The organism is Microcoleus sp. S28C3, assembly GCF_036700785.1.
GTDB lineage: Bacteria > Cyanobacteriota > Cyanobacteriia > Cyanobacteriales > Microcoleaceae > Microcoleus > Microcoleus asticus.
Genome location: NZ_JAUBPO010000088.1, coordinates 9,922 through 22,921, shown reverse-complemented (window position 1 = coordinate 22,921; position 13,000 = coordinate 9,922). Strand labels below are relative to the sequence as shown.

12 protein-coding genes are annotated in these 13,000 nt (G+C 46.3%); 7 read left to right on the top strand and 5 right to left on the bottom strand.

Features of this window, described 5'->3' with window-relative positions; translation table 11 throughout:
• The 3 genes from QUA13_RS23365 to QUA13_RS23355 all read left to right on the top strand — a co-directional run.
• Positions 1–2,147, top strand: a 2,147-nt coding sequence (locus QUA13_RS23365) for a CHAT domain-containing tetratricopeptide repeat protein (RefSeq protein ID WP_333202342.1), incomplete at its 5' end; no start/stop codon positions are given.
• A 129-nt stretch (positions 2,148–2,276) separates the two neighbouring features.
• Complete coding sequence (locus tag QUA13_RS23360) at positions 2,277–2,630, top strand: hypothetical protein (RefSeq protein WP_333202340.1); 354 nt, start codon at positions 2,277–2,279, stop codon at positions 2,628–2,630.
• Positions 2,631–2,994: 364 nt separating this feature from the next.
• On the top strand, positions 2,995–4,098 hold the full coding sequence (locus tag QUA13_RS23355; protein ID WP_333202338.1) for a hypothetical protein: 1,104 nt from the start codon (positions 2,995–2,997) through the stop codon (positions 4,096–4,098).
• 49 nt (positions 4,099–4,147) lie between these two features.
• Here the strand turns inward: QUA13_RS23355 and thiL are convergent, their stop codons facing one another.
• The 3 genes from thiL to QUA13_RS23340 all read right to left on the bottom strand — a co-directional run bounded on the left by thiL (position 4,148) and on the right by QUA13_RS23340 (position 6,949).
• Complete coding sequence (thiL, locus tag QUA13_RS23350) at positions 4,148–5,242, bottom strand: thiamine-phosphate kinase (protein WP_333202336.1); 1,095 nt, start codon at positions 5,240–5,242, stop codon at positions 4,148–4,150.
• Positions 5,243–5,269: 27 nt separating this feature from the next.
• Entirely contained in the window at positions 5,270–5,584 is a 315-nt protein-coding gene (locus tag QUA13_RS23345) for a hypothetical protein (RefSeq protein WP_333202334.1), read from the bottom strand.
• 240 nt (positions 5,585–5,824) lie between these two features.
• Positions 5,825–6,949 (bottom strand): peptidylprolyl isomerase, encoded by a 1,125-nt coding sequence (locus QUA13_RS23340; RefSeq protein ID WP_333202332.1) that lies wholly within the window; start codon positions 6,947–6,949, stop codon positions 5,825–5,827.
• A gap of 381 nt (positions 6,950–7,330) precedes the next feature.
• On the opposite strand from QUA13_RS23340, the gene efp reads away from it, so the two are divergent.
• From efp to QUA13_RS23325, 3 genes are all read left to right on the top strand, one after another.
• Entirely contained in the window at positions 7,331–7,888 is a 558-nt protein-coding gene (gene efp, locus QUA13_RS23335; protein ID WP_333191822.1) for an elongation factor P, read from the top strand.
• Between the two features lie 200 nt (positions 7,889–8,088).
• Positions 8,089–8,646 (top strand): acetyl-CoA carboxylase biotin carboxyl carrier protein, encoded by a 558-nt coding sequence (accB, locus tag QUA13_RS23330; protein WP_333202330.1) that lies wholly within the window; start codon positions 8,089–8,091, stop codon positions 8,644–8,646.
• Between the two features lie 26 nt (positions 8,647–8,672).
• Positions 8,673–9,065: an ArsR/SmtB family transcription factor gene (locus tag QUA13_RS23325; RefSeq protein ID WP_246277063.1), complete on the top strand. Its 393-nt coding sequence runs from the start codon at positions 8,673–8,675 to the stop codon at positions 9,063–9,065.
• A 122-nt stretch (positions 9,066–9,187) separates the two neighbouring features.
• Here QUA13_RS23325 and QUA13_RS23320 read toward each other — a convergent pair whose 3' ends face one another.
• Positions 9,188–9,973, bottom strand: coding sequence for a GerMN domain-containing protein (locus tag QUA13_RS23320; protein ID WP_333202327.1), 786 nt, complete (start codon positions 9,971–9,973; stop codon positions 9,188–9,190).
• A gap of 431 nt (positions 9,974–10,404) precedes the next feature.
• Positions 10,405–11,487, bottom strand: a complete 1,083-nt coding sequence (gene psbA / locus QUA13_RS23315) for a photosystem II q(b) protein (RefSeq protein WP_172186093.1) — start codon at positions 11,485–11,487, stop codon at positions 10,405–10,407.
• A 362-nt stretch (positions 11,488–11,849) separates the two neighbouring features.
• Here psbA and cofG point away from each other — a divergent pair, with 362 nt between their 5' ends.
• Complete coding sequence (gene cofG, locus QUA13_RS23310) at positions 11,850–12,803, top strand: 7,8-didemethyl-8-hydroxy-5-deazariboflavin synthase subunit CofG (RefSeq protein WP_333202325.1); 954 nt, start codon at positions 11,850–11,852, stop codon at positions 12,801–12,803.
• The last annotated feature ends 197 nt before the right edge of the window (positions 12,804–13,000 follow it).

The following is a 13,000-nucleotide window of genomic DNA, read 5'->3' as shown; positions in this document are numbered from 1 at the left end:
ATCTGGAACGGGCGATCGAGTTTTATCAGGCTGCTTTAACTGTCTATACTCTTGAGGCTTTCCCTGAAAAATGGGCAGGGACTCAAAATAACCTAGCTAATGCCTACCGTGACAGGATAAACGGTTCGCGGGCAGAAAATCTGGAACGGGCGATCGAGTTTTATCAGGCTGCTTTAACTGTCTATACTCTTGAGGCTTTCCCTGAAAAATGGGCAAGGACTCAAAATAACCTAGCTGTTGCCTACAGTGACAGGATAAACGGTTCGCGGGCAGAAAATCTGGAACGGGCGATCGAGTTTTATGAGGCTGCTTTAACTGTTCGTACCCTTGAGGATTTCCCGATCGATAATGTAGAAACATTAAATAACTTGGGTTGGGCTTATCTGGCAAAACTAGACTACATCAACCAAGAAAAACCAGAAGACACAAACCAAAAAGCAGCAACTCTCCAAAGTGCCTACGATACTTTTAAAAATGCCATAGCCGGAGCCGCCCAACTGCGGAAGTTGGAATCGCAAAATGAAACCAAGCAAAAACACGACTTGCAGTGGGATAGACTCTACACAGGCATGGTGCAGGTATGTCTCGATCGCGAAAGCAACCAAGAAGCACTCTTATATGCCGAAGCCAACAAAGCCCGCAACCTTGCCGAAGTCATCGCCCAAAAACAGGAAACTCCCCAACTCCTAAAACCCATTACTTTCACCGAAATTACCCAACTCCTCACCCCAGACACCGCCTTAATTGAGTGGTACATCACCGACCAAGAAATCATCACCTTTGTCCTCACTTACCCCGACGTGCTGACAGTGCATCGCAACCGTCAATGCGATGAATTAATCGATTTAGTTAACGACTACCGGGCCGACTACAAACAAAGCAAAATTCACTGGCAAACCCAACTCTCCGACTATCTCCAGCGTCTTGCCGAAATCCTCCAAATCACCACCATTCTGCCCTCAGCAAGTACGCGCTTAATCCTAATTCCCCACTGGTTGCTGCACCTGTTCCCCCTCCACGCCCTACCCCTAACCGACGACGAATTCTTGTTAGATAGATTCACCCAAGGAATTCAATACAGCCCCAGTTGCCAACTCCTCCAACAGATTACAATCCACCCGAATTTTGACCAACTCCTCGCCCTGCAAAACCCCACCTCGGATCTTCCCTACACCGATGTGGAAGTGGCCAGCATCGCCCCCAAATTCGCCATCAGTCAAATTCTTCCGGGTTCACAAGCGAGTAAAACTAATCTTTTGGAACAATATTTAGAGCAGTTAGAAAATGCTCATTGCGCGCATTTTTCCTGTCACGGCTCGTTTAATGCTGACGATCCGCTGAAGTCGTTTCTGATTTTGTCAGGGGGTATCATCGCGGCAGATCCCCCCCAGCCCCCCTTAATAAAGGGCGAGCAAGAACAACTCAAAGTCCCCCTTCTTAAGGGGGATTTAGGGGGATCGAATTTAGGGGAGCAAGAAGAGCTCAAAGCCCCTCTTGTCGAACCCGGAGATCCCCCCCAGCCCCCCTTAATAAGGGGGGAGCAAGATGTTCTCAAAGTCCCCCTTCTTAAGGAGGATTTAGGGGCATCAGATTTAGGGGAGCAAGAACAACTCAAAGTCCTTCTTAAGGGGGATTTAGGGGGATCAGATTTAGGCTCATCCGAGCGTTATGTTGAATGGCGCGAAGGCAAAACAGCCGATATTGACAAATGCCTGACTTTGGCTGAAATTTTCCGACTGCGACTCAAACAGTGCCGCCTAGTGGTGCTTTCCGCCTGCGAAACCGCGCTAATTGATACGCAGAATCGCTCCGATTATATTGGATTAGCGACGGGATTTCTCTACGCGGGAGCAATGGGAACTTTGGCCAGTCTTTGGGCAGTCAATGACCTCTCGACTGCCTTGATCATGGTAAAATTCTATGAGGTACTAAAACCTGGAGTTAGCATTGGTCAAGCCCTCCACGATACCCAGCGCTGGTTTAAGTCCGCCACTACTTCTGATTTGGTAGAATGGGTGGAAGGTTCGGAGAGTTTCGATGGAGAGCAAAAAGAAGATGTTACAGAATATCTAGGACGTTACAAACCAACCGTAAAACCCTACGGCGATGTTTATCATTGGGGAGCGTTTTGTGCCATAGGTTTATAATCCAGTTGTAGGGTGCGTCGCTGCCAGATTTTCGAGTTTATGTATAGATTGTCGATAGCGACGCACCCTACTACGGTATCGATAGCATCGGTTTCCAATTCAAACAATATCAATTTTTGAGGTAAACTTATGATGAAAAACCTGATTTTGTCGGAAATCTATAACGCGATTACCGAAGCCCCAGAGATTCTGACTCCGCCATTTATTGAAGAATTACTCAAGACTATTTTGCCGATAGCTGAGTCTGATGCTACTAATAAAGTAGTTAAAGAAGCTATTAATAAAGTCTATCAAGATTTTCCCGAAGTGGCAAAGGATATTGCCAATTTGACTCGCAAAAATCTCGATGATGCAGAACCGGAAGTCACACCGGGCTATGACACACTCACGAATACCTATCCTGATATCAAAAAGCTAGAAGCAAACTTGAAAAAACGCCTTGATCAAGGCTCAAATCCCCCCGCACCAGATGCTAAAAATTGACCATCCCCAAATCTATATCTACAGCTACCAACTCAGCAGCGAAAGCAAAACCGAAGCTAACTCAATCTGGACTTGGGCAAATAACTTCTGGCAACATTTTAGCCCCGACAAAAGCAAAGTTTTTTCTCAAGCCAACCTCAGTTATCCCCTCACGAGAGCCGAGAAATTCACGCATTCAAATCATCAAATCAATGGTTCCTTAAGATTTTGCCGTCTTGATGATAGTGAAGGCATTGTAGGGAGAATTGGCAGCCCAGAAACGGAGGAAAACAAAGACCTAGAAATCTCAGCAGCACTAACACAATTTAGTGTTAATAATCTCCTAGTTGCTGATAGTCATGAAAATTGGCTAGGACAAACCATTTTGATTACTTACAAATCAAAAACTTATCCACAGCCAAGTAAAAATGACTTCCGCCAAGTTGCAGATGAATGTTTAAAGCATCTCTTCCCAGAAGTATCTGTGCGTCCACCTTTTTACCATGCTGATGAGTTATTCGATTCTCCGATTTTTGAGTATAGTTCTCCCAAAAAAGAAATACAGGTGTTTGTTTATCTCGTTGATGATGACATTGAGGGGAAATTAGCCAAGATTGTTCAACCTTTGTTTGAGCTATTTTATCACCGCCATAAAATCACTAAAGCTTTTATTGATAGTCGCAGAAATTACGCTCTACTTAAGAAACGATATTTAGAAATTGAGCAAATAATCGAAAGCTTGGAAACAAAAATCACAAAAGTGACTCGGATTGGATTGCCAACCGAGGTTAATTCGGGGCCAAGTGTTAATATAGATGAATCTTTAAAGGATCTGAAAGTAAAACTAAAAGAGTTACTTCGAGAAAGTTTGAATTATGAAAGAGCATTGGAATATTTAGAAGATTTCAATAACACGATTAGTATTCAGGTTTATAATTATCAAGAAAAGTTGTTTCAAATTGGGGATAAATGGCAGCTACCAACTGATGAATTGACAACATTTAAGTTTTTTGTTGATAGAAGTTGTCGGTATTTTCAAGAACAAATTAAGGGCGATTTAGGCTATTTTAAACATGGCACTGATTTGATTAAGATTGCGGTAGATTTAGTGGGAGGCATTGTAGAAATCGAACAAACAGAAAGCGATCGCTCTTTGGAAAAAACTATTCAAATATTAGGTGCTGGCTTAGGGGCTGGAGGGATAGTGGTTTCTGCTGTTTCTGCTTATGTTCAGACACCGCTAGTTATCAGAATACCTCAAGCGGGCGATCGCATTCATCCTGCTATAGCTAGCCTGTTGTGGAGTCTCCTGGCTGTGGTAATTGTTGCTGGAGTTGTTGGTTTGATTAATGGGACATGGAAAATTAATGGTAGATTGAGATTGCTTGGTCGTAAATCAGTTTCACAATTACCCGATTCCCAAAGTCCACCAGTTAATCATACTTTGCTGGAGGTGGAAGAACTGTCGAATCAGGAACCCGGCGGTTGAAACCGCGGCTACACAAACAAAGTCTGCCTCCGCAGACAAGCAAGATAATTCAGAAGTGTTGAAATCCTCGATCGAGCTTTAATACAATATCAGGGTAAATACCGCTGCTATCAGTTAACCAGATATCTGTGCTATCCGTAGCGATTCCCACAATCGCAGCACCATCAGCAATTTGTTCTACTAATAACTGAGCATTTGCGATCGGCAAAAACAGCACTAACTCGAAGTCTTCTCCGCCGTATAATGCCCAATCTAAAGCTTTTTCGGTTGATACTATTTCGCTGAAAATATCGGGAATTGGTATTTTTGTGCGATCGACTTTTGCGCCAACACCGCTAGCCCGACAAATTTGAATAATCGCATCAGCTAAACCGTCGCTGCTGTCCATTCCGGCGATTGCAATTGGGGATTGAACCCCCCCCAGCCCCCCCTTACTAAGGGGGGGAGAATTGAAATCTTGCTTCCCCCCCTTGGTAAGGGGGGGACTGAGGGGGGGTTCCATCGCGCCTTCGGAACCTAATATTTCCCAAACAACCGGCAAAACATCCAGTCTCGGTTTAGGGCGTTGGTGAGCGAGAATTAAGGAAGCTCGATCGACTTCTGTAAGATTTTGCCCCAATTCTGGATTTAACAGCAATTCTAATCCCGCGCGCGATGCTCCGTGAACGCCGGTAGCCACAATCGCCCAGCCCGATCGCGCATTTGACCGACGAATGGTACGATCGCGCTCAACTTGTCCGAAAGCCGTAATCGCCACCGTCACCACGGGCGATCGCACAACATCGCCACCGACGATCGGCGTATGATATTCTTGCAAGCAAGCCGTCATCCCTCGATAAAACTCTTCAACCCACTCCACAGCCGTATCTGCCGCCACAGCAAGGGCTACAGTCACCGCCAGAGGCCTTGCTCCCATAGCCGCCAGATCCGACAAATTTGCCGCTGCGGCGCGCCATCCTGCGTAATAAGGCCCCGTAGTGCGATCGCTAAAATGCACTCCATCCACCAACATATCTGTAGTGATAGCAAGAGATTGGTTGGGATTTGTAGCCATGACAGCGCAATCATCACCCACTATCTCTGCGGGGCAGAATTTTTGCAATATTCTTAAAAGGCCTTGTTCACCGATATCTTTAACTTGCATAAATTTGAATTAGTCGATCGCACTTTCTTACCATTCCTTACCCGAACTCGGCGGCAAGCGCAACCTAGGAAACCTATAAAAAGTATCCCCTTCATCATCTACCTCTAAAACCGCCGAAAAAATCTTAACTTGCCGAGTTAAATACTGCTGAGCAACTTCTGCCTCAACCCTAGCATTAGCGGCTAGTTGAATCAGCGAAACCTGACTGTTTTGATTTTCCAACAACTGATAAAAAGCCTCATCTAATCGCTGTTTTTGCTTGTTTTCATTCACATTTTTTACAATCAACAATCCTGCGAACCCCCCCAAACCAATTACCAATAAAAATTCTAAAATTGCCATACTCTCGATTAAATTCCTGATTTCAATAACGAAACTATAAAAATTATCTCTTCTTCCAGCCCGCCTCAGCGGCTTTTGTGTGTGCAGAAGCGATTTCAATCGCCTTCACCTTTATTTAGAAAAGATTTCAAGGGCTGTCACTATTGATTTTTTAGCCCGCGCAGGCGGGCTTTGTGTGTGCAGAAGCGATTTCAATCGCCTTCACTTTTGACAAGCAGCGATTTCAATCGCTGTCATTAATTAAACTTGAGGTCGCACCAAATTTTCGATTCCTTTAACTACCTTAGCAGATACAATCTTGTCTCCCTGCTTCAGTTTCTCCAAAACTTCTTTTCCTTCAATCATGTAACCAAAAACAGCATATCGGCCGTCCAACAGATTCAGGCCAGCGGGCGTGAGTTCAGGTTCAAACAAGAAAAAGAAAAACTGAGAAGAACCACTGTCGGGTTCAGCTTCAGAGCGGGCCAAGGCCACAGTACCGAAAGCAGAAAAAGGCAAAACAGGCTCGTCGCGATAGCGCCCCGCATCTTCTAGAGTAATCCCGTAAACAGGTTCCTTTTCGTCCCTGACGAGCACTTCCAGCGGAACATTCCGGTATTTGCCAGTACCTGGGTCAATAAAGCCCTCTTCCTTGCCTTCGGGGTCTCCGGTTTGCAAAACGTAGGATTCTTCCGATCGAATAAACGGCAAACCGTCATAAAAACCTCGATCGACTAAATCCACAAAATTACCAGCCGTAACCGGCGCGCTGTAGCCGTCAACCACTACAGTAATTTCCCCTTTTTCAGTTTGTACGGCCACAGTAGCGCGCCCTTTGAGTTGAGGCAGATTAGCATACTTGGCCGGCACTTCAAACGGAAACTTTGTCACCATCAACTCTTCGATTTCGCCTACCGAACCCAGGATTGTGGGTTTCAAGTCAATCACTTTTTCCTTGTCTTTAGCCTCAACAGCCTTTTCCAGTTGAGCAATTCCCTCCTTGACTTGTGCAAGTAGCACCTCAGCTTCCGGCTTTTTGGCTTCGGGAATACTCGCTAAAATGTCAGATTCCCGAAGGTTGAGAATCCTGGAAGCCTTGCTGACATCGCTGCTAATGGGCCCCCAACGTTTAGACCGTATGTGGTTGCCAATGTCTTCGAGACTGATTTGCAAATCTCGCACAGTCTGATTGTCAATAGGTAAAGCGAAGCGCAGCAGCGCCCGGCCGTCGGTAATCGCATTCCCAGCAGGCATACTGCTGCTGGGGCGTTTGGCATGGGAGACTGCACTGAAACTCAGTCCGAGAGTGAACAGCAGGAGTGCTAAAGCGAGGGTTTTGACCCAGCGCTTGCACGTATCGATCGAGAAATTAGGCCAATGCAACATAACTTTAACTTTTATTGCCTCTATTATCTTCCCACAGCGCTGTCGGCCTTCTATCCGTTTGCCGTACACTGCTCGTTGCCGAACTTCCTTCCCTTGAGAGCTTTTTAGCTTTCTGTACAGCACTTGCTCCCTTTGAACGGTAAAATAAAATGCCAATTGCTTTTGGATGCCGTTAGCTAGACTGCGGCTTTAACTTGAGCCGCTCAAAAACGGATACAATCCCCAGACTCCTGTCGTGGAGAGATCAAAATTTTAGACCAAGGTTCAATCTCCCAAATTTATCTGTGGAGTAAATCTAAAATCTAAAATCTAAAATCTAAAATCGACTGACTGTAGTTCCCCCGTGCCGGCAAGGCGACGGGATTGCCCGCAAAAATTTATATGATCTCCAGTAACGACTTTCGACCAGGTGTTTCAATTGAATGGAATAACGGCGTGTGGCGGGTTATCGAATTCCTCCACGTCAAGCCAGGAAAAGGCTCGGCTTTCGTGCGGACAAAATTAAAAAACGTCCAAACCGGAAACGTAGTAGAACAAACCTTCCGGGCAGGCGAGACTATGCCTCAAGCCAACTTGGAAAAGAGCGCGATGCAGCATACCTATAAAGAGGGCGACCAGTTCGTCTTTATGGATATGGAAACTTACGAGGAAAGTCGCCTCAGTGCCAAGCAAATAGGCGATCGTGTCAAGTACCTCAGTGAAGGGATGGAAGTCAACATCCTTCGCTGGAACGACCAAATCCTGGAAGTGGAACTGCCCAACTCTGTTGTCTTGGAAGTGCTGCAAACCGATCCGGGAGTCAAAGGAGATACTGCCACCGGCGGCAGCAAACCCGCCATCGTCTCCACCGGAGCTCAGGTTATGGTGCCTCTATTTATTTCCATTGGAGAACGGATTCGGATTGATACTCGTGAAGACAAGTACCTCGGCCGAGAGTAGAAACGACGGAGGAAAAGGGAGTTTTTAGTTTTTAGTTCTGAGTTATGAGTTAAAGAAGTCAAAATTCAACACTCATCGCTCACAGCTTAAAAACTATCCCTTTGCCCTCCAAACTCGGTGAATTCTCCTAGCGTCGCCGGATTCCTAATTTTCAATTTTCAATTTTCAATTTTCAATTCTCAATTACCCTTGAATCTGCTGTGCAACTAGACTTAAACCAGCTTTGCGAACTCCTAACTGTATTAGACAAAACAGGCATTTCGGAACTGACCTTAAAAAGTGGGGATCTTGAACTGACAGTGCGCAAAGGCATTCTGGCAAGTTCACCAGGCACCGCTGCTGCGCTCCCTGCTGCCGTGGCGACAGTCGCTCCGAGCGCGTTGGGCACTGTTGCTAGCCCCACCTTAGCCTCACCTCCTGCTGTTGACCAAAATGTAGGAGCAGCTCTGGCTGAGGCCCCTGCCGCCACACCAGTCGCCGTGCCTGCTGCCGTGACTGCTCCTGTCGATACGAAATGGGTGCCAATTATCTCGCCGATGGTAGGAACCTTTTATCGCGCTGCTGCTCCCGACGAGCCGCCTTTTGTCAATGTGGGCGATCGCATCAAGGTCAGCCAGACAGTTTGTATTATCGAAGCGATGAAGCTGATGAACGAGATCGATGCTGATGAAGTGTCCGGTCAAGTGATGGAAATTTTAGTTCAAAATGGGGAACCTGTGGAATACGGTCAAGTTTTGATGCGAATTAATCCGGATTAAAAGATTACTTTATTGTTATGGAATAAATGCTAATAGTTCCAGATCACTTCTCTCCGGTGAGTTTGATGAAGTCATCCCAGCCTGTCCCGCAAGAGGTTGTGCAACAAGTTGCTGAGTATTTCAGTATTTTGAGCGAGCCAATGCGTTTACGAATTTTGAACTTGCTTCGCGACGGCGAAAAATGCGTGCAAGAGTTGGTGGAAGCTACTCAAACGAGTCAAGCCAATGTTTCTAAGCACCTAAAACTCATGCTCCAAGCTGGTATCCTTACTCGCCGGAGTGAAGGGACTTCAGCCTATTATAAGGTGCAGGACGAGTTAATTTTCGAGCTGTGTAATATGGTGTGCGATCGGCTTGCCAGCCGGATCGAACAGCAAGCCCTACACTTTCGCGCATTTAGCCTGACTACCAAGCACTGAAAATTAGTCGCCAGTCATCAGTCATCAGTCATCAGTCATCAGTTATCAATCCCTACTCTCTGTCTTCAGACCGATGACTAATGACTCCTAACTAATGACTTCTCACTAATGACTCATAATTACTAAAGGGGAAAATTTTTGTCAAAACTTTGGCGGGTACTCGGCTGAGCCACCTCCAAACCTTCGCCACCCAAAAGTTCTAAAGGCTTGCCTTCCACCGAAATCCAAACCTTGGTATTCGGTTGTAAACTCGTAGCCGTATAGATAACTTGCCCTAATCGGCCAGTCATTGAATTGCTACCTCCCCCCGAAGTAAATTCTGCCGACAAATCGACATAAACTCCGTCATTCTTGACACTCAAACCCCGGAGTTTTGTCCCATTAGGAATTTCGCTAGAAACATTTGCATCCTTGGGCCCGGCCAACAAACTGTTAAAAGCAGCTTGTAAAGTTGCATCAGGCTTGTCCGCTTGTTTGACAGCTACTTTCGTAGGAACTCCCTCAAATTTGCCACTGGCATCTTTAACCCAGTAGACTTGCACTGTCTGGGCTGCCGGCTGCGGCAAAGGCTTGAGCTGAGGCAACTTTGATACCAGAGCGTTAGGCGTCTGAGCGGTAGGCGTCTGAGCTGTAGGCGTCTGAGCTGTAGGCGTCTGAGCGGTAGGCGTCTGAGCTGTAGGCGCTTGGACAGGATTTGGAGGGGGTACCGGGATAATTACAGCAGGGGATTCCGCAGGACTTGGGGACAGCGCCGGAGCGGTAGTCGGAGCGGAAGAGTGCGTGTCTGCAGGGGTTGGCGAACGGTTCGCCGTCCACCAGGCAATTCCCCCTCCTGCCACTAAAGCTAACCCGCAAACACCGGCAATCACTGCTGTGGAGACGCGGCGTACTTCTTGTCCATCTTTCATAATACAAATCCTCCTTAGAGATAGAGCGCTTGGGACGGTGAGGAGCGACTCCGATCAGCTACATTTGTCTATGGTTAGATTCTGGAATTGACACAATTGCATTGCTGCTAGCGAACACTTTATGGCAAGCTCAACATTTTCTGAATCCGACTATTGGAATCCTAGACCATAATATGAGATTTAGTGTGGGAGTATGTCACAGTCTCTCGATCGGCTTAGTGGCCATATTCTATAGTAATCATAAAAAATTAAAGGATGAAGGAAGAAAGAAGAAAGAAAAAGGAAGAAGGAAGGCAACGGATGGATGTAATGTGGGTAACGGGGGTAACGGATAGAAGGAAGAAGGAAAAAGGATGTCGATAAAATTATTTTTCCCCAAACAAAAAGCGCCCCTATTTCTAGGAGCGCTTTTTGTAATCTCAAGCTAAAACTTAGCCGTTGATAGAAGGAGCAACCATTGCTACGGGAGTTGTCTCACCAGCAGCCAAGTCGAGAGGGAAGTTGTGAGCGTTGCGCTCGTGCATTACTTCCATACCCAAGTTAGCGCGGTTGATGACATCAGCCCAAGTGTTGATGACACGACCTTGAGAGTCGATAATCGATTGGTTGAAGTTGAAACCGTTCAAGTTGAAAGCCATCGTGGAGATACCCAAAGCGGTAAACCAGATGCCGACTACTGGCCATGCACCTAACAAGAAGTGCAAGGAACGGCTGTTGTTGAAGGAAGCGTATTGGAAAATCAAACGACCGAAGTAGCCGTGGGCTGCGACGATGTTGTAGGTTTCTTCTTCTTGACCGAATTTGTAACCGTAGTTCAAGGATTCGGTTTCGGTTGTTTCGCGAACCAAAGAAGAGGTAACGAGAGAACCGTGCATGGCTGAGAACAAGCTACCACCGAAGACACCAGCTACTCCCAACATGTGGAAGGGGTGCATCAGGATGTTGTGCTCGGCTTGGAACACGATCATGAAGTTGAATGTGCCGGAGATACCCAAGGGCATACCGTCAGAGAAGCTGCCTTGTCCGATGGGGTAGATCAAGAATACTGCGGTGGCTGCTGCAACTGGTGCAGAGTAAGCGACGCAGATCCAAGGACGCATACCTAAGCGGTAAGACAGTTCCCATTCACGACCCATGTAGCAGAAAATGCCGATCAGGAAGTGAAATACTACCAATTGGTAGGGGCCGCCGTTGTACAACCACTCATCGAGGGAAGCTGCTTCCCAGATTGGGTAGAAGTGCAAGCCGATGGCGTTGGATGAAGGAACAACTGCACCTGTGATGATGTTGTTGCCGTACATCAAGGAACCTGCTACTGGTTCGCGGATGCCGTCGATGTCCACTGGAGGGGCAGCGATGAAGGCGATGATGTAGCAAATTGTGGCGCTGAGCAAGGTGGGAATCATCAAGACGCCGAACCAACCTACATAAATGCGGTTTTCGGTGCTGGTGACCCAGTTGCAAAACTGATCCCACAGGTTGGCGCTTTCGCGCTGCTGTAAGGTTGTGGTCATGGTTTTATGATTGCTTTATTTGGTTTTCAATGTTCGTGACGGCTTTGTGTTCCGCCATGTAAATAAAGATAAAGCTTTTATTTCTGTTTGTAAAGGCCTTCTAAGCACAAATTTTCTTATACTTAAGATAAATTATGCTTATTCCAAGCCAGAAGCCTTGCTGTATCGGGAGTTTAAAAGCAGAAGGCGGAATTTGTGGACGATCGCCCACAAATGAAGAATACTCATAATCTACCTCGGCAACGAGATTCGGGACAGGCGTCCTTGTTAAGATAGATGAAGGGTTGCGGTTGACGATCGCAAAACTCGCACTGCACAGATATATGTTGTTGCACAAGTCCGATCGATAAAAATCCCAAGAAATGTCCCGCACAGTCACCTACAGCCCTGCTTATACTCTGGTTCCCACTTACGAGTGTTTTAACCGCTGCACCTATTGCAATTTTCGGGCAGAACCCCTGCAAAGTCCTTGGCTGACGCTACCAGAAGCCGAAAAACAGCTCAACTTCCTGCAAACTCAAGGTGTAATTGAAATTCTCATCCTCAGCGGCGAGGTACATCCTCAAAGTAAACGGCGAAAAGCTTGGTTGCAGCGGATTTACGATTTGTGTGAACTGGCACTTGCTCTGGGATTTTTGCCGCATACTAATGTGGGGCCGCTCAGCTTTGAGGAGATGGCACAGTTAAAAGAGGTGAATGTATCGATGGGGCTGATGCTAGAACAACTTGCCCCTGATTTGTTACAAACGGTACACCGACACGCACCGAGTAAAGTGCCGGCGCTGCGGCTGCAACAGTTAGAATGGGCTGGGAAATTAAAGATTCCGTTTACAACTGGTTTGCTGCTGGGAATTGGGGAAAGTGAGGGCGATTGGGTGGAGACTTTAGAGGCGATCGCCCGGATTCATTCGCGTTACAATCACATTCAAGAAGTTATCCTCCAGCCGCACAGTCCTGGAAATCAGCAAAGTTGGGACGGTGAAGTTTTTGATGCTACAAAAATGCCGGAAGTAATTGCGATCGCCCGCAGCATTTTACCTGATGAAATCAGGCTACAAATTCCGCCGAATTTAGTTGCACAGCCAGACATATTACTTGCTTGTTTAGAAGCTGGTGCTAGAGATTTAGGAGGAATCGGGCCGCTGGATGAAGTTAATCCCGATTATCCTCACTTGCAACACCAAACTTTAACAGAAATTTTAGCAGCAGCGGGATGGCAACTCGTAAAGCGTTTGCCTGTTTATCCTCAGTACGATAAGTGGCTGCCACAGACATTGCAAACGGCTGTAAAAAACTGGAGAGTCAATCGATTTTAGATTTTAGATTTTAGATTTTAGATTGAAGAATTGAGCCTACTGATAAATCCGGGGGCTTGTGACCAAATTGCTTGATTGTCAGTCATTAATTATGGGTAAATGGAGAGTCAATCGATTTTAGATTTTAGATTTTAGATTTTAGATTTTAGATTGAAGAATTGAGCCTACTGATAAATCCGGGGGCTTGTGACCAAATT